This is a genomic window from Nostoc sp. 'Peltigera membranacea cyanobiont' 213 (assembly GCF_002245975.1).
Taxonomy (GTDB): domain Bacteria; phylum Cyanobacteriota; class Cyanobacteriia; order Cyanobacteriales; family Nostocaceae; genus Nostoc.
The window spans coordinates 13,778-31,398 of sequence record NZ_NOLI01000095.1 but is presented as its reverse complement, the minus strand read 5'-3'; the positions used below and the strand labels follow the sequence as shown (position 1 = coordinate 31,398).

The window sequence follows — 17,621 nt, the reverse complement described above, 5'->3', positions numbered from 1 at the left end:
GGGGAGCAGGGGAGCAGAGGGAAAATTTTACTTTCTCCTCTTTGTTTCCCTTGTCTCCGTTATCCTCCTCATCCCATTCATTTTTAATAGAATAATCCCACTCCCTAGAATTAGGAGTGGGCTGCTATTTGCTACATTAACTGCAAGTCAGTTATCTGTAGATGCCGTTGTTAAAGCGATCGTCTCCTTCGTTGAAGGCAGGTTCTAGTTCTGTCACGGTAAACTTATCCAAGTTGGCTTGCAAGGTTTGTTTTTGGCGATCGCTCAATCCTGGAAGATCCAATACATCCTCTACATTTTTGTAGGGAGCATTTGTGATGATTTTCTTAGCCAGGGTGGGATAAAGCCCTGGATACTGTTGAAAAGCTCGGACGTTGGTATTATTCAAATCGATTTTTTTACCAAATTCCGTTCCTAGCTTCTTATCTGCCCGATTCTGCCGCTCAATTGCCAGAATTGGGACTTGAGGAAAAGCAAAACTGTTGAAACTAGCAGCTTGGGCTATCTGAGTTGTTCCCAACAATCCCCAGCAACTAAGTAACAAACTAAACACTGTTAATAAACGCGCCAATCCTTTCACTATTTTCTACCTCTTTCCATCAAACAGAAATAAAAGTTTTAAGCTAAAAGCTGTCATTGGTCATTAGTCATTGGTCATTGGTCATACCTGCGGGTACTCGGTTGGAGAGAATCGCAGAGTAGCCGCTAATGCGTCTACCTTAGAGGACAGAGGACACAGGACAAAGGACAATTGGACTTTGGACAAAACGTGATAGCTTAATTAACACAGCAGTCATCAGAAACTAATATACAGCGTATTAATATCCACAATATTTACCGTTGCTGGGTTTGACTTTATTTTTGGCAAAAACTTTGATCGTCATCAGAGTGCATGTATAGCTGTAATAGGCTTCTATCAACGATCCCGGTAGTGTTCCCTACGATCCAAAATCTTTTCGGGGTGGCTGATTTTACCTTCCAAGCAGACACAAAACCGTGTGATGTTTAATATCGATGACCCTAGCAAGAGGACTTGAGGGTGATGGAGTGTTATGTAATATTTCTTAACTAATTAATTATCTACACCATCATTCTTGATGTGCCGTAGACTCACTGGAAAAAGTTTCGGTGAGAGAAGACCATCGTTGTAACTTTGTGCCTTCTGCCTGGTTCACGCTGCGATCGCAGCTAACAAAAATAGGCTGTCTACCAAAATTGTGCTTAAAACTGCTCCACCAAAGGCATACCAGTGTCTTTGATTTCGACCTAAAGCTAAAATCCCGACTGTTGAAAGCACTAAGGCGAGAATTATTGCCCAACTTTGTCCCCAAGGGGTTTGTACTTGCATCAGGGCATTTTGTAATATTTGTGGTGCGCCATCTGCATCTACTCTCATAATTTGCCGCCAATAGGGCATCAAGTCTGCTAGATAAAAATATACATCTGTTAAAACTGTACCGAGTAAAGAACCTAAATAAAACCAGCTACCCACCTTGCCCCAATTCTTCGCCAGACACCAGCAAGCAAAGGGTAAACCTATAGATTCTACTGGTAGATGCCATAAAGGTTCCCAACGTAACCAGCCCCAGTAAATCGCCCCTGCTAACCAACTCCAGCTAAATCCTAAGAGCAAATCCCCCCAGACATAAGTTGCAGAACGCGACATTAAGGAAAAACTTAGCCACAGCCAAAATGCTGTCAACGCTAAACTCAGAGTTGGTAGCGATCGCACTATTGGCGCTTCTACAAATACTGGCACTGATACCAAAAACACCGCCGCCGCAAACACTAACCAACTTTGTCTAGCAGAAATAGATAAAGGGAGAGAGGCAGAAAAGGAAAGTGTAGATTCCAATTGCCCGATCCCTTGCTGCCCAGTATCAGCCAAATTGAACTCAGTATCAATAGAAGGGGTAGAAGCAGTGTAGGAGGACAGTGTATTATTAATCAAAGTTTTTAATATTTGTTACTAAACTTTATCTTATTTAAGATATCACACTTTAAAATCCACCCCAGGGGCATTGTAATTATACTGAAATTTCCCGGAGCGCTGGTGCAAACCAGACAAAACCGCTCTGTAGTTTCTTGTAGAGAGGGGACTACAGAGAGATGAAGGGTAAAATTTAACAGTTAAAAAGCGAACGATATTAGTCCGTTAAATATTAAAGTTTGATGAACTGCTAAAATTTCGTTGACTTATCGAAGTGGGTGTAAGAACATGGTCAGCGTCTTAGATGATGTTATTGATCGGTAAAATCGGATTTTCGATAAGATTAGGTGCAGTAGAAAGTATATAAAGCAACATCATCATCTAGACAATGTTCATAATGATGTCTAGAACAGGAAAAAGGTATTAATTGCAATGGAGTTTATCCAAGCTTTTATTTTGGGTATCGTTCAAGGGATTACAGAGTTTTTGCCAATCAGTAGCACTGCACATCTTCTGATTTTTACAAAGGTATTTGGTTGGAAAGAACTAGGTTCTAAAGATTTTGTCGATGCCATTCAATTTGGCAGTGTGATCGCAATTGTAGGGTATTTCTGGTCGCTGATTTATAGTATTGTCAAAGGTGGAATCGAAGCACTAAAACAGAAAGATTGGCAACGTGAAGAATGGAAAATTCTCGTCGGGATTGTAGTAGGAACCTTGCCTGCCTTAATTTTCGGCTTTCTTTTAAAAGACGTTCTACCAGAGAGTGCATTAATTATTGCCATCATGTCAATCATCATGGCGCTTGTATTAGCTTTGGCAGAAAGAATTGGGACTCGCAAGCGAGGTTTTGATTCATTGCAGATTCGGGATGGTATTTTAGTTGGATTGGGACAAACACTTGCCTTAATTCCGGGAGTTTCCCGTTCTGGCTCGACGTTGACAACTGCCTTATTTTTAGGATTAGAACGCGATACAGCAGCGAAATTCTCATTCTTGTTAGGGTTTCCAACTCTTACCATTGCTACGCTCTATAAAAGTTTGAAAATCTTCAAATTATTTCAAGCTCACCAACTACCCGATAATATTGTTGGACTATTAATTGTAGGGATTATTTCAACCTTTATTTTTTCCTACCTATCAATTGCATTTTTGATCGAGTACTTAAAAACCAAAAACACTTTGATTTTTGTATGGTATAGATTAGCATTTGGCATCACTATCTTAGCTGCGATCGCAGCAGGTTGGAAAGGATAATTTCATAATAGTCATTAGTCATTTGTTTAAAGCTAATGACTAATTCCCAATTCCCAATGCCCAATTCCCATGAATACCATTAATCCTGCCCGAATTACCAAGGTTCTTCCCGACTCAATAGCCGCAGAAATTGGCTTTGAGGCTGGGGATGCGATCGTTGCAATCAATGGTACACATCCCCGCGATTTAATTGATTATCAGTTTCTGTGTGCTGATGAAGTTTTGGAACTAGAAGTTTTAGATGCTGCTGGTAAAACTCATAGCCTGGAAATCGAAAAAGATTACGACCAAGACTTGGGACTAGAATTTGAAACTGCCCTATTTGACGGCTTAATTCAGTGTAATAATCGCTGTCCATTTTGCTTTATTGACCAACAGCCACCAGGTAAGCGCACCAGCTTGTACTTGAAAGACGACGATTATCGTCTGAGCTTTTTGTACGGTTCTTATCTTACCCTGACTAATTTGCCAGAAAAAGAATGGCAGCGAATTGAGCAAATGCGCTTGTCTCCGTTGTATGTTTCTGTTCATGCTACAGAAGCAGATGTGAGAATTAGACTGCTAAAAAATCCGCGTGCGGGGCAAATTTTACAACAATTGAAGTGGTTTCAAAAAAGGCGACTACAAATTCATGCTCAAGTTGTTGTTTGTCCTGGTATAAATGATGGCAAATACCTGGAACAAACTCTCAAAGATTTAGCGTCTTTTCATACGGGTGAAGTGCCTGCGGTGGCATCAGTGGCAGTTGTACCAGTTGGGTTGACAAGGTTTCGACCTCCAGAAGACGAACTCATACCCGTAACTAGGGAAAAAGCTCAAGAAGTCATTTCCCAGGTGCAAATCCTCTCACGGCAATTTTGCCAACAATTCGGTTCTAGCGTTGTTTGGTTAGCTGATGAGTGGTTTTTGATTGCAGGTAAGGAATTACCCAGCGAATCAGAATATGAAGAATACCCCCAAATTGATAACGGAGTTGGTTCGATTCAATTATTTATCAAGCAATTTGCCACCGTTGCAGCAGAATTACTTCCGCCAAAAGTATATCCTCAAAGAAAATTAACTTGGGTCGTGGGCAACGCCGTAGAAAAAGCATTTCAACCTATTTTGAAACGCTTAAATTCTGTTGAAGGTTTAGAAGTAAATATGCGTGCTTTATGTAGTGATTATTGGGGACAAACTATCAGTGTAACCGGATTGCTAACTGGTCATGATTTGCTTTTAAATTTGGAAGGTGAAGATTTAGGTGATGGGATTTTGCTACCCAATGTCATGTTAAAAAATGGTGAATTAGTGTTTTTAGATGATATGAGGATTGAAGAATTAGCTAGTAGACTAAATACAAAAATTTTCCCAGTAGCAGGAGTGGAAGATTTAATCAAAAACTGTATTTTTAATTATGCTCAGGTTTAGTTATAAAAGATCAGTTGTTTTTCGGAGGTAATTTATTGTTATGCTGGATGATAAATAAGAAGTAATGCCTAATAATTAATCCACTGAGGAGTCAGTAGTGAAGAATCGGAAAGAGTATCAAAAAAAGGCAAATTCACAAATAAAAAAAGCCGGATTCTTCATTTTAAGTTTTAACTTTTTAATTTTAAATAGTTTTAGTATTTTGCCAGTGACGGCGGCGACTGAAGAACCTGTATTGAGCGTAGTGCATAGCCCAGAAAATGCGAATCAATGGACAGGGATAACTGACCGCTTGCAGACAATAGGGGTGAAATATTGTGTAATCCCCCTAAATGATGTCAAGAGTGGGGCAGATTGGGGCGATCGCCGGGTATTATTTTTGCCAAATGTCGAGACATTAACGCCAACCCAAGCGATCGCTCTCGAAGAATGGATGAGTAAGGGAGGGCGCTTGATTGCTAGTGGCCCCTTGGGTAGTTTGTCATCGGCAGGAGTGCGGCAGTTATTGCGATCGCTCTTGGGAGGTTATTGGGGATTCAGCCTTAGTGATACAGAACAGATCAAACCCATAAAAACTAATACCCCAGAATGGGCAAATCAAACTGAACTCTTTGGCAAAATACGCGGCGGCGTTGTGATTCCGAATGATATGGGGGCTGAATCTGCTGCTGTTTGGAATTCCAAAGATAATCCAGCCGCAGTAGTAACAACTGAGCGTTCCACCTTTTTTGGCTGGCGCTGGGGAACAGATACAGCCTCAGCAGCAGCATTAGATAATGCCTGGTTAAAAGCTGCTCTCAATCATTATTTGACAGCACCACCACCATCCAGTCGGATGAAAAAAGTAACAGGAGGTTCCTCAAACTGCTCTACAACGGTAGCAGTTGCGCCAAGGGAGCAAGGGGGCAGAGGGGTAGAGATGCAGAGGGGCAGTTCATCTCCTCCCTCATCTCCACCATCCCCTCCTCCTAAAACTGCCACTGCTCCCATACCGAGAGCGCTGACTATAGTCAAACCCCCCAATTCCGAGGCTATCGATCAGTTAGAACAAGCAGTACGTCTGGATGTTACGCCGAACTCCAATCAGCCGATTGATAACAATGAAGCGATCGCCCTCCAGCAAGAGCTAGAAAATCTCATTGGTCGGGTAGAAAGCGCTAATTTAGCGGTGTCAGCCGATGTGGCAAATGAAAGCGTTGGGATATCTGAGAAAAAGCAGTCTGCTAGGCATCTACATACCTACACTCCCCAACCTGTTAATGTGCAGCCAACGCAATTGGCCTCAACTAAATTAGGTGGGCTAGTCAGAAGTAAAGACCAAGCCCTGGCACAGGTAAGAATAATTGCCAACAACTTACCCCAATTGATTGCCCAAAAAAACTACGCTCTGGCTCGTCAGCAATGGCTGGTAGCAAAGACGATTTTGTGGCAGCAGTTTCCTGTCGATCGCAGGTTGGCTCAACCAGAAATTCGGGCAGTTTGGTTAGACCGGGGGACGATTGTTCGTGCTGGTAGTAAGGCGGGACTAGCCCAGATTTTCGATCGCCTAGCTCAAACTGGGATTAATACTGTCTTCTTTGAAACTGTTAATGCTGGCTATACTATTTATCCTAGCCAAGTTGCAAAAGAGCAAAACCCATTAATTCATGGATGGAACCCACTAGAAGATGCGGTGAAATTAGCCCATGAGCGCGACATGGAATTACACGCGTGGGTTTGGACTTTTGCTGCTGGCAATCAACGGCACAATGAGATTATCAACGCTAGTCCAAATTATCCAGGGCCAGTACTAGCGGCTCATCCCGATTGGGCAAACTATGATAATCTTGGCAACATGATTCCCGTTGGTCAGACTAAGCCATTCTTTGATCCAGCCAACCCCGAAGTGCGGCAATACTTACTCAAGCTGTATGAGGAAATCGTTACTCGCTATGATGTGGATGGTCTACAGTTAGACTACATTCGCTACCCTTTTCAAGACCCATCAGCAGGTCGAACCTACGGCTATGGCAAAGCTGCAAGAGCGCAGTTTCAGCAACTTACTGGCATAGATCCGATCGATATTTCCCCCAGTCAACCAGACTTGTGGCAAAAGTGGACAACATTTCGCACCGAGCAAGTTGATAGCTTTGTTGCCAAAGTTTCAGAGCAGTTGCGACAAAAACGACCGAATTTAATTTTGTCGGTTGCAGTATTTCCGCTGCCACAACAAGAGCGGATTCAGAAAATTCAACAAAACTGGGAAACTTGGGCAAGGCGGGGAGATGTAGATTTAATTGTTCCTATGACTTATGCTCTGGATACTTCGCGCTTTCAGCGACTAGCCCAACCCTGGATCGCCTCGAAACAATTGGGAGCTACATTGTTAGTGCCGGGAATTCGCTTACTTTCTTTACCAACAATCGGGGCATTCGATCAACTCCAGTTGGTAAGGGACTTGCCAGTGAGTGGTTATGCACTGTTTGCCGCAGAGAATTTTAATAACGATCTACAAAAGCTTTTTATTAGCACCCAAGGTAGAGTTCAATCCAAAACAAGCGAACCGATTCCTCACCGCCAACCTTTTCAAACTGCTGCCATCCGTTACACCGCACTGCAACGGGAATGGAAATTTGTTTTCCAAAATGACCCACTAGAAAGACCCGCCCAGACAATATCAGATTTTAACAACCAGGCAGAAGTTTTACGCAGTGCTTTAAATCAGCTTGCTGCTTCCCCTTCTGCTAGTAAGTTGCTAGTGGCGAAAGCCTCTCTAACTCGTTTCCAGTCTCAATTTCGGGTATTGATGAGTCAAGAAATTAAGTCGAATTCTTATCAAGTCAAAGTTTGGGAAAATCGCCTTGTAACTATAGAAAGGCTATTGCGTTACGGCGAACGCCGGGTGCAGTTGCATCCCTAATGAAGATGTAAGGCAGCAGAAGGAGCAGGCGGACAAGGGAGAATTATTAAACAAGTTTCTTCCTTCTATAGGAATCCGATTTGATTTATGAAAAAATCTAAGAGGATGTTTGAAAAGTCCTCTCGTTGGTAGCAAGACATTTCAGATCCCCCTAAATCCCCCGATAAATTGGGGGACTTTGATTCCGGCTCCCCCCTTTTTAAGGGAGGCTAGGGGGATCTCTAAGTGCCTAAAATCACAGCCAAATACTTTTCAAACAACCTCTAAGTATATGTAGGGTGTGTTAGGGTCAGCGTAACACACCAAAAGCTTTGGAGTCAGGTGCGTTACGGCTTACGCCTAACACCCCCTAGATGTATTTCAAAAATCAAATATGAGTCCTACAGCATATCAAATTCTCGTTGAGATCCAGTTACTCAAGTACAAATGCTTACTACCACGCGCTATAGTACTGACAGACACGACAAATTGGCTCGCCTCATTGGAGTTTGTGTGGATAGTACCTTCCGTGTAGCAAAAGTAGGATTGCGTGAGAGTGAAATACGATTTCACAGCATCTTCAACGGCACTTTCCAGTTTATCCAATTGCTTATAAAAGAAGGCATTGTGCTAGAAGTAAACCAAACAGCACTCAACTTTAGCGGACTACAACCACAACATGTAGTTGAGCTTTCAGATTGGGAAATATGGTGGACGCGACTTGAAAGCCTTCAATCTCTGCAATATTTACTCTCTTCCGGCCCTACAGTAATTTACACCTGTAAGAGTTCAGGAAATTTTCGTAGTAGATTTATAAGCGAAAATATTGTCACTTTTACGGCTTATAAAGCGCGGGAAGCACTTGAACATCCTGGCTTTTGGTCTAGCCATCTCCATTCGGTATTGCAATCTTTTGAGCGCAGCAGTAATGTCAAGCGTATACTAGGCACTGGATTAAGAATGGCAATTATCAAAAAATGTTTGGATATGTACTAAGGTAAAATATTTTTCACAATTATACCGGGATTTGGTATAAATTTTATTGTCATTATATTATCAAATAATCAAATATAAATTGAGGTAAAATATGCCCAAAATTTTAATAATAGAAGATGAGGAAGCAGTCCGTGAAAATCTTTTAGATTTGCTAGAAGCTGAGGACTTTGAAACTATTGCTGCGGCAAATGGCAGAATCGGTGTACATTTAGCTATCTGCGAAGTTCCTGATTTAATTCTCTGCGATCTGATGATGCCAGAAGTTGACGGTTATGGCGTGTTAACAGCGTTACGTCAAGATCCTTCAACGGCAACAATTCCCTTCATTTTTCTCACTGCCAAATCTGCCAAATCTGACTTCCGTCTAGGTATGGATATGGGTGCTGATGACTATATAACTAAGCCATTCACTCGGGCTGAGTTATTAAGTGCCATCATGAACAGGTTAGAAAAGCACGCTACTTTAAAAAGGTATTTATCTCCTCAGACTGTAATTAACAATTTGTCTCCCAAAATGCAGTTGTTAGAAATTAGCTTACATCGGGCTATCAAACAACATAATTTTCAAGAGTTTGAAATCTATTATCAACCAATAGTTGATATTAATTCTGGGAAAATAGTAGCTGCTGAAAGTTTATTGCGCTGGCAAAGTCCAGAATTGGGGATGATTTACCCAACAGAATTTATTCCGTTAGCAGAGTCTACGGGTTTAATTGTTCCAATTGGTAAATGGGTATTAAAAAGTGTATGTAAACAATTAAAAAGCTGGCGCGATATCGGAATTAATTCCTTGATTGTTGCTGTAAATCTATCAGCTATCGAATTTAATCAACCAGATTTTATTCATAAAATAGTCAACTTTATAGGGATCAATAATTTAGAACCAGATGACTTAGAGCTAGAACTAACTGAAAGCATGATTATGCAAGATGTAAATAGTGCGATCGCTACTATGAGCAAACTGCAATCTTTGGGTATAAAAATTGCCATTGATGATTTTGGGACAGGCTACTCTTCTTTGATATATCTGAAAAACTTACCAATCAATACATTAAAAATCGACCGTTATTTTATTCATAATGTTGCAAAAGATCCACAAAAATCAGCCATTACTAAAGCATTAATTCAGATGGCTCATAATCTCAATTTAAATGTAATTGCTGAAGGTGTAGAGACGGAAGCAGAACTAGCTTTTTTGCGCCAACACAACTGTAATTCTATGCAAGGTTTTCTATTTAGTTGTCCATTACCAGCAGCAGAATTTGAAAATTTTTTATTGACTAACAAATGCTTATATGTGTGAAGATTGGGAATTGGGAAATAATTTACTTTTCAATTCCTAATCCTCTAATAGGTTGACTAAGCAAGAAAAATTGGACTTTAGACTGGCGACAATGATTAAGTCTTAAGTCTAAAGTAGAAAAATTGTCTCATGGTGTTTACCGTCATGAAAGCCTTTGCGCGTTTCTTGCTACCAGTTTTTTTACTGACTTTGGCCGCAGCCTGCAATCAAACTCGCGCTTCGTCAGATAATCCCACACCACAAAAATCTGTACCTTCTGCCCAACTGACACAGAATCCTACACAGCCAAAAAATATTGTCCGAACTGAAGCACTCTCACCTACGCCGATTCGAATAAACCTGAAGAATTTACCAGCACCCTTCGCAACAGAAAGTGCTTCCAAGCGGCCTGAAGTTGTGCCTATTCCGCAAGATCCGGTGCTACGCGTACCACGAGGTTTTACAGTTAATGTTTTCGCCGAAGGTTTAGATGCCCCACGCTGGCTAGCTTTAACCCCCAGTGGCGATGTTCTGGTTACTGAAACCGGGCAAAATCGTATTCGTCTATTACGTGACAGCAACCGGGACGGCGTAGCCGACATTCGAGAAACCTTTGCTAGTGGGGACAACGGACTCAATAGACCCTTTGGGATGGCTTTTGCAGATAATTCCTTTTTTCTAGGAAATACAGATACTGTGGTGCGTTTTCCATATACTCAAGGTCAAAACAAGATTACAGGTAAAGGGGAAAAAATCGCAGACTTGCCTTCTCAAGGTTATAACAACCATTGGACGCGCAATGTTGTTGTCTCACCCGATCGCAATAAATTATATGTCTCAGTTGGATCGGGAACCAATGTGGATGAAGAACCCCTACCACGCGCTTCTATACAGGTGATGAATTTAGATGGTTCTCAACAGCAAACTTTCGCTTCCGGCTTGCGTAACCCGGTTGGTTTGGACTTTCATCCTGTAACTAAAGAACTTTACGCCACTATTAACGAACGCGATGGAATCGGTGATGACTTGGTTCCAGACTATCTGACACGGGTTAAACAGGGGGGATTTTACGGCTGGCCTTATGCTTATCTAACACCAAACAACCTCGATCCGCGTCAAAAAACGGATGGAAAAAGTAAACGCCCCGAATTAGCAGCCCGTACCCAAACGCCAGATGTGCTATTCCAAGCGCATTCAGCAGCATTGGGTTTACAGTTTTATGATGGTAAGAAGTTTCCAGAAAAATACCGCAACGGTGCTTTTGCTGCTTTTCGTGGTTCTTGGAATCGCGATCGCGGCACTGGTTATAAAATTGTATTTGTTCCCTTCGATGCTAAAGGGCGATCGCTTGGCTATTACGAAGATTTTCTCACAGGCTTTTTACTAAATCCTTCTGTACCAACCACTTGGGGACGACCTGTAGGTTTACTCGTGTTGCCAGATGGTAGTTTATTACTAACAGAAGAAGCCAATAATCGGATTTATCGGATTCAGTATACGGGGGGATGATTGAAAGAGGCAGGGGGCAGGGGGAGAGAAGAAATAAATGTGTTCAGGGTTTTTATAGTAATAAAATTCAATCAAAATTTACTAAAAATTTTCTTTACCTCCCCTGCTGAAGAACTGCTCACTGTTAGAGCATTACTGCCTCTCCCTACCCAGGTTTATCCCATTTACGGTAAATTACAGAAAAATACTAATAATTATCTGGTTGAGAAATTGATTATGACTCCCAATGAAAATAATACTCAGTCAAATATCAACGAATTGCCTCCCCATTCAGGTACACGATACTGGGGTGAGGTGGAGGTGATCGAGGAGGGAGATACTTATAGAATTAGCCGTGTTGAAATCAAGCCCAGGCACGGAATTAAACCACAAATTCATTATCACCGCAATGAGCATTGGGTTGTAGTTTCCGGTGTAGCTAAGGTAACTTGTGGCGATGCAGAAATATTACTGAATCGAAATGAGTCAACTTATGTCCCCGCAGCAACCCTACATAAGGTAGAAAATCCTGGACATATCCCGCTAGTTATTCTGGAAATTCAAAATGGTGAATATTTGGGCGAGGATGATACTGAGCGTCCTTATGACTTAAATTTGCTCAAAGCTGTAGCTGAAGGTTAGTGAGAGACGCAATTAATCGCGTCTGTATAAAAGTGAGGAGTAGAGACGCGATTAATCGCGTCTGTTGTTAATGCCCCATACCCAAATCAAAACCAACCTTCTTGTTCTAGGGTTTCAATTAACTGTAAGCCACGAGGATCGCCCACTCCTAACAGTGATGCTTTCGCGTCTTCTCGGACTCCCAAATCTTGGTCTTCGGCAAAGGCTTGAATTAGAGCATCGATCGCTGTGGCATAAACTACATTAGAAGGTAGTTCGCGGCACAATTGACCAATTGCCCAAGCACTGTTACTTCGCACTGCTGCCACGGGATCTTTGACTAAGGCTTCAATTAATGGTGGTATTGCCCCGATAACTGCTTCATAACCAACTTCTGCCATCTGTGCTAAGGAGCTAGCAGCCCACAAACGCACTGCGGAAATGTCTGTTCTTAAGGCATCTGCTAGGGGCGGTAAAGAACGGCGATCGCGACAGTTTCCTAAAGCCCAAACAACGCCTTTACGCACATAGCCATTCCAATCACTGTTTAGTTGAGCAATTAATGGAGTCACTGCTTCTGAACTGGGATTGCGTCCGAGGGCATAAGATGCGCTCACCCTGACTAAGGGACAGATATCAGTTAAGAGGCGAATCAAATGGGGAGTAGCACGCGCATCTTCTATATCACAAAAAGCACGCGCCGCTAACATTCTTTGCTGGGGCTGGGGATTTTCCAGGAGGGCTAGCATCACTTCCGGATCGGGCTTCGCCACAACTGATTCGGCAGTTAGCGGCTCTATTTTATCTAGGGGGCTTTCTAGTTCCTCCTCAATATCGAGTAGGCTTAGATCGTCTTCGTCATACATAATTTCATTTCAATCCCGAAAAGGGATTAACACATAATCCCCCGTGCCAATAAGTTAAAACTTTATAAGTTGCGTAATTATACACTTTCTTTTCCCCTCGTTGAATTTTATCCAAACGAGAACCGTTATATACTCAAACACTAAAGTATGTTACGGCTATTCTCTAGTTTATTTTTCTGCACTCAGGAATTTTACCATCCACAGGGATTGGGTTTGATAACCTAACTGATTGTAAAGATTTAATGCGGGTTTGTTTGATTGAAACACTTGTAATCCGATCTGGCGATCGCCTCTTTGAATAGCCCAATTCTCCACATATCGCATCAAGGCTGTACCAATACCTCGCCGCCGATGTTCTGGTACAACGTAGAGGATGAAGATATGAGCATGGCGATTACCCTGCACTTGATCTATGGCATTGCCCACCCAAAGGCAAGCAATGGGGAATTGGGAATTGGGAATTGGGAATTGAGTATAGTTATTCCCCTTGTCCCCTTGTCCCCTTGTCCCCTTGTCCCCCTGCTCCCCCTCTTCTTCTACCCACCACAAGGGCGTATCGCTAGAAAAGTATTGCTTAACTGTTTGCTCTAGGTGAGAAAAATCCTCATTGGGAAAGAGATCCTGGTAAGTTCGCTGCATGAATTTAAGCAGCAGCGATCGCTCCAATGTGGAACCACGGCGAATCATATACCCTGGTAGTAGTTGCTCAGACACTTCTGACGTTTGTTTCTTAGCTAGGTGAGTTATACCAATTACGAATTACGAATTACGAATTAGTATGTGCTACGGGTGGCAAATTAGCAGGAGTGGGTTGAGAACTTATCCCTACCTCTTCAATTGGTGCAGGTGCTGCCATATCGGATGGTAAAAAGATACGGGCGCTGACTGCGACTAGGGCAAAGAGAAATACCAAAACTGCAAGCAGTGGGGCGATGTATTGACGAAAAATAGCCATATTTTAATTGCAAAGAGGGCTAGGAACTCTTATAAGTAAGAACTTAGCTGAAGATTTATGAAGTATTCTTTATTTTAGCAATTTTCTGTGTCAAGGAATGGGGAATGGGTATTGCTTATTCTTTCTCTCCCCCATTTCCCCGATCGCCCTGATTTACCGTTCCACAGTAATATTAGCTGCGCTCCAAGTCATCAAGTACTCTTTCGCAATACCAATTTTCCGGCATTCCAGGATAAGTTTCCTTTGCCTGTTCAATTAACCTTTCGGCTGCGGCAGTGTCACCGGATAATTTAGCAATCAGTCTGTTTTTGAGATAGCTATCAGATACACCATCGTCTACCTGGTTTGGTATCCCTTGATTTATAGTTGATGGTCGAGACTGATCTCTTCGTAACTGCCAAAATAAAACGTAATAAAGTGTACCAAAAATTAAAATTAGGCTGAGTGTTCCGAAAAAAGTTAGGAGATTAAATGCTAGATATCCCAGAACTAACTGCGAGAGAACATACCCAAGTAATAAACCAGTCAGTAAGAGAATAAATGTGCCTACAGCAATAACTACTTGATTCCCCATATATCCTCTTCTTCGTCGTCAAGTCCTGGTCTGGATAATACTACCACTGGTTTGGGATTCCAAGGGGCAAAAAATGGCAATAATAGTAATCCTGGCAAAGCTGCTATTGCTGTCAGTAGAAAGAATGTAGACCAACCGGTGGCTTGTGCCCATGTACCTGCTGGAGCCGTGACAATATCTCTACTAAAAGCTTGTAAACTGGAAAGTAAGGCGTACTGTGTAGCTGAAAAGCTTTGGTTACAAAGACTCATCAAAAATGCTACAAAAGCAGCAGTTTCTAGACCAGCACAGAATTGTTCGATATTAACGGCAGCTAACATTAGATAGAAATTTTTACCGACTACTGCTAGCGCAAAAAAAGCCAAGTTACCGACAGCTTGGAGTATAGCAAATATCCAGAGCGAGCGATTAACACCAATTTTGGTCATTATTGCTCCTGCTGCCAAGGTACCAACAATAGTGGCGAAAATTCCTAATGCGCCAGGAAATGCAATGTCGGTTTGAGTAAAATGTAAACCTTTATCTAACAAAAATGGGGTGGATACATTCTTTAGTAAAGAATCTCCCAGCTTGTAGATCACAATGAATACCAAAATTAAAAGTCCTTGTAGCCAGCCATGACGCTGGAAAAATTCAATGAAGGGTAATTTGACGGCGGCGGATAAAGTCTGAGGCGGGCGATCGCGCAGGACTGGTTCTGGTGCAAAAATAGAACTTACCACGCCTACCAGCATCAACAGCGACATTAACAAGTAAACAGCTTGCCAAGGCATTCTGTCTGCCAAAAATAGGGTGACGTAACCGGTTACTAGAATGGCAATGCGATAACCCAACAAGTAAATAGATGCCCCAGCACCTCTTTCTTCTGCTGCCACTACATCGGTGCGGTAAGCATCAACTAAAATGTCTTGACTGGCGCTAAAAAAAGCAACAGCCACAGCAGCAATAATTAAAGGTTGTAGCCCTTGGGATGGGTGTTGTAGAGCCATTACAGCTATACTTAACAGTAATGCTACTTGTGTAATTACCAACCAACCTCTACGTCGCCCCAAAAAAGGCGGTACAAATCTATCTAGTAAAGGCGACCAGAGAAATTTTAAAGAATATGGTAGCTTAACTAAACTAAAAGCGGCGATCGCTGCCAAGCCAATCCCTTCTTTGGTCAACCAGGCTTGTAATGTCTGACTGGTTAAATACAACGGCAACCCTGATGAGAAGCCAAGAAATAACAAAGCTCCCATCTTCTGGCTGCCAAAAATTCGTAGCAGCGATTTTTTTACTTGCACAATATTGAAGATTCCTTGTTATCTAAGTTGAATTGCAGTTATCTTGCCATACCTGCTGTCTAATTTCGTATAAGCACACAAATCTGCTAAGATTTTCTTTATTTAAGATACATATCAACACTGCTCTAACAGTGCGATTATTCCTTAATTTTCCTTCGTTGAATAAATCTGATGCCCCCTGATTTCTACCCCGTGTGCAGCGAGGCATTTTTCCCAACCTTCACGAGTGCCGATAGCGCTTTTGTCGTTGAGCAATCCTAATTCCTGTTCTTGTTGGGTGAGTTTAGCAAATTCTTCGTAACCAGGGTAGTTGCGAGTAACAAATGTTTCTTTACGGTGCAAAATCGGCGGATTTGCCCTATTTTCATAGTCTCGGTGAGTTATAAATAGGGTTTTTAAATCAATACCGATGCTGGCTTTCAAGGCCGGATGGGGATCGGTGTCGAAATCAGGGTAAAACAGATAGGATATTTGCGGCTTATCAGTGTGATATTTGATCAATGTCGCTCCATCTACACGCCCAATGGTGCGACTAGCACAACCTTCACAAATTCGCAGTAAGGGATCGAGTGCTGCTAGTGCCGAAACATGGACGTAAATAGCACCGCGTGTATGTTTACCTATTTTGCTTTTTTCGCAAGCAGTTTGAATTACTCCAGATTTACCTAAGCTGAAAAGTTTTTGGTCGGCTACTTGACAAGCTTCCTCATAGCTGCTGAAAAAAGCTTTAATATCGTGGCGCATTTCTGGGGCTAGCTTTTGCCATGCGGGACGTTTATCAAAGTGAGTCAGAGCGAGATAAACTTGGATATCGAGAGAACGATGATATGCGATCGCATCCCATTCAGCCTCATCAGTAGCTTGCAAAACTACACCAAAGGCGCGGCGGAAGTTACCAAATTCGCTCAGTAATTCCGGTTCATTTTCCAATTCACCTTTTACAGGTAATCTACCGCGCTTGGTAAAGAAAGCCATGAGTGGTTGCAGCTGTTCTTGATAGTCTTCAAACCGCTTGGTAGGGATGCGGACTCGCGGTGTAGAGGTGTTAGAAAAGAAGCGGATAGCTTTGTAACTTTCTTTTTCAGCCTCATCTCGAAAAACAAAGTAAACGCCAAGTGCGATCGGTACTGCATCGACATTTAGGACTTCATCAATATAAGTTTTGAGTTCTTGTTGTTCGTAATATTTCTGAAAAGTATTGCGGCGCGTCACAATGCCATCATTGTAAGCAAGTTGGGTTTTACTAGGAGCGTTAATCAGGATTTGAGCCGCGACAATTAAAACTTTTCCGGTGAGTTCCCAAGCTTGGATTAGGCTTTGACGGCGTTCCTCTGAGTCTTCAATGACATTGAGGACGTAACCCAGATTGACTACATCGGCAGTGATGCGTGGTACATCAGGATAGTAGTAAGGGTCCCAGCCCGCGCTGGTGTAACCTAAGTTTTTTACTCGCTGGACATCACCACCATAGCCGCAGCCGTAGTCAAAAAAAGTGGTGTCTTGATTGAGGATTGACCCTTCTATAGCCAATCGTACAGGGCGAGATATGTCAATGCGAGCGATCGCAGCTCGATGACGCTCAATTTCTAGCGCTTCAGGCATAATACTAATTCGTAATTCGTAATTCGTAATTCGTAATTAAGACAGTTAGCAGCTAATATTCTTTCAAGGTTTAACAGCCAGTTCAATTAAATCTTCAATTTTCTTGATATTTGGATCGCCTGCTAAGTAGCCAATACCGCGATGTAGATGTAAGCGGAATTGGGTGGCGAGGGTTTCTTTGTCGGTGGGATAGCCGTCATTGTGACAGCGTTGCTTGAGGGCGAGGAGGAGTATATCGGACATTTCGCCACCAAAAACGCGCCAACTCATTTCGACGTTGCTATCTTGGGGAATTGGGACGGGGGAGGGTGCGGTTGCTTCTGCGAGGGAACGACAAAACGCCCAACGGCATAGGATATTCCATTGGTCGATTTTGGTGCTGCGCTTAAGTTTGGTAAGTTGGTCTTTGGCTGTTTGGGAAAGTTTAATTCTTTCGATTGGGGATTCCATAATAATTCGTAATTCGTAATTCGTAA

The 17,621-nt window shown here is 42.3% G+C and carries 16 protein-coding genes; 7 read left to right on the top strand and 9 right to left on the bottom strand.

Annotation, left to right across the window (positions count from 1 at the left end; translation table 11 throughout):
* Positions 1–151: 151 nt before the first annotated feature.
* Together psbU and CDG77_RS22870 are read right to left on the bottom strand one after the other, a co-directional pair.
* On the bottom strand, positions 152–580 hold the full coding sequence (psbU, locus tag CDG77_RS22875; RefSeq protein ID WP_094331664.1) for a photosystem II complex extrinsic protein PsbU: 429 nt from the start codon (positions 578–580) through the stop codon (positions 152–154).
* A gap of 591 nt (positions 581–1,171) precedes the next feature.
* The gene (locus tag CDG77_RS22870; protein WP_181154361.1) at positions 1,172–1,951 is read right to left on the bottom strand and encodes a DUF3120 domain-containing protein; all 780 of its coding nucleotides are present in this window, start codon (positions 1,949–1,951) and stop codon (positions 1,172–1,174) included.
* Between the two features lie 411 nt (positions 1,952–2,362).
* Here CDG77_RS22870 and CDG77_RS22865 point away from each other — a divergent pair, with 411 nt between their 5' ends.
* The 7 genes from CDG77_RS22865 (at position 2,363) to CDG77_RS22835 (ending at position 11,883) form a co-directional block, all read left to right on the top strand.
* On the top strand, positions 2,363–3,187 hold the full coding sequence (locus CDG77_RS22865; protein ID WP_094331663.1) for an undecaprenyl-diphosphate phosphatase: 825 nt from the start codon (positions 2,363–2,365) through the stop codon (positions 3,185–3,187).
* 69 nt (positions 3,188–3,256) lie between these two features.
* Positions 3,257–4,597 carry a TIGR03279 family radical SAM protein gene (locus CDG77_RS22860; protein ID WP_094331662.1) on the top strand — a complete coding sequence of 447 codons (1,341 nt, stop codon included), beginning with the start codon at positions 3,257–3,259 and terminating at the stop codon, positions 4,595–4,597.
* 97 nt (positions 4,598–4,694) lie between these two features.
* The gene (locus CDG77_RS22855) at positions 4,695–7,496 is read left to right on the top strand and encodes a family 10 glycosylhydrolase (protein WP_094331661.1); all 2,802 of its coding nucleotides are present in this window, start codon (positions 4,695–4,697) and stop codon (positions 7,494–7,496) included.
* Between the two features lie 426 nt (positions 7,497–7,922).
* Complete coding sequence (locus CDG77_RS22850) at positions 7,923–8,471, top strand: PAS domain-containing protein (RefSeq protein WP_094331660.1); 549 nt, start codon at positions 7,923–7,925, stop codon at positions 8,469–8,471.
* 91 nt (positions 8,472–8,562) lie between these two features.
* On the top strand, positions 8,563–9,774 hold the full coding sequence (locus tag CDG77_RS22845) for an EAL domain-containing response regulator (protein WP_094331659.1): 1,212 nt from the start codon (positions 8,563–8,565) through the stop codon (positions 9,772–9,774).
* Positions 9,775–9,918: 144 nt separating this feature from the next.
* Positions 9,919–11,262, top strand: a complete 1,344-nt coding sequence (locus CDG77_RS22840; protein WP_094331658.1) for a PQQ-dependent sugar dehydrogenase — start codon at positions 9,919–9,921, stop codon at positions 11,260–11,262.
* Between the two features lie 216 nt (positions 11,263–11,478).
* Positions 11,479–11,883: a phosphomannose isomerase type II C-terminal cupin domain gene (locus CDG77_RS22835; RefSeq protein ID WP_094331666.1), complete on the top strand. Its 405-nt coding sequence runs from the start codon at positions 11,479–11,481 to the stop codon at positions 11,881–11,883.
* An 86-nt stretch (positions 11,884–11,969) separates the two neighbouring features.
* Here CDG77_RS22835 and CDG77_RS22830 read toward each other — a convergent pair whose 3' ends face one another.
* The 7 genes from CDG77_RS22830 to dndE all read right to left on the bottom strand — a co-directional run bounded on the left by CDG77_RS22830 (position 11,970) and on the right by dndE (position 17,595).
* Positions 11,970–12,728 carry a HEAT repeat domain-containing protein gene (locus CDG77_RS22830; RefSeq protein ID WP_094331657.1) on the bottom strand — a complete coding sequence of 253 codons (759 nt, stop codon included), beginning with the start codon at positions 12,726–12,728 and terminating at the stop codon, positions 11,970–11,972.
* 168 nt (positions 12,729–12,896) lie between these two features.
* The gene (locus CDG77_RS22825) at positions 12,897–13,415 is read right to left on the bottom strand and encodes a GNAT family N-acetyltransferase (protein WP_094331656.1); all 519 of its coding nucleotides are present in this window, start codon (positions 13,413–13,415) and stop codon (positions 12,897–12,899) included.
* Between the two features lie 79 nt (positions 13,416–13,494).
* On the bottom strand, positions 13,495–13,683 hold the full coding sequence (locus tag CDG77_RS22820; RefSeq protein ID WP_094331655.1) for a hypothetical protein: 189 nt from the start codon (positions 13,681–13,683) through the stop codon (positions 13,495–13,497).
* A gap of 172 nt (positions 13,684–13,855) precedes the next feature.
* Positions 13,856–14,257 carry an ABC transporter permease gene (locus CDG77_RS22815; protein WP_094331654.1) on the bottom strand — a complete coding sequence of 134 codons (402 nt, stop codon included), beginning with the start codon at positions 14,255–14,257 and terminating at the stop codon, positions 13,856–13,858.
* Positions 14,242–15,543: an AmpG family muropeptide MFS transporter gene (locus CDG77_RS22810; RefSeq protein ID WP_094331653.1), complete on the bottom strand. Its 1,302-nt coding sequence runs from the start codon at positions 15,541–15,543 to the stop codon at positions 14,242–14,244. Before CDG77_RS22810 ends, CDG77_RS22815 begins: the two co-directional genes overlap by 16 nt.
* A 144-nt stretch (positions 15,544–15,687) precedes the next feature.
* Positions 15,688–17,145: a DNA phosphorothioation-associated putative methyltransferase gene (locus CDG77_RS22805; RefSeq protein WP_094331652.1), complete on the bottom strand. Its 1,458-nt coding sequence runs from the start codon at positions 17,143–17,145 to the stop codon at positions 15,688–15,690.
* Positions 17,146–17,208: 63 nt separating this feature from the next.
* Entirely contained in the window at positions 17,209–17,595 is a 387-nt protein-coding gene (gene dndE, locus CDG77_RS22800) for a DNA sulfur modification protein DndE (RefSeq protein WP_094331651.1), read from the bottom strand.
* Positions 17,596–17,621: the final 26 nt, after the last annotated feature.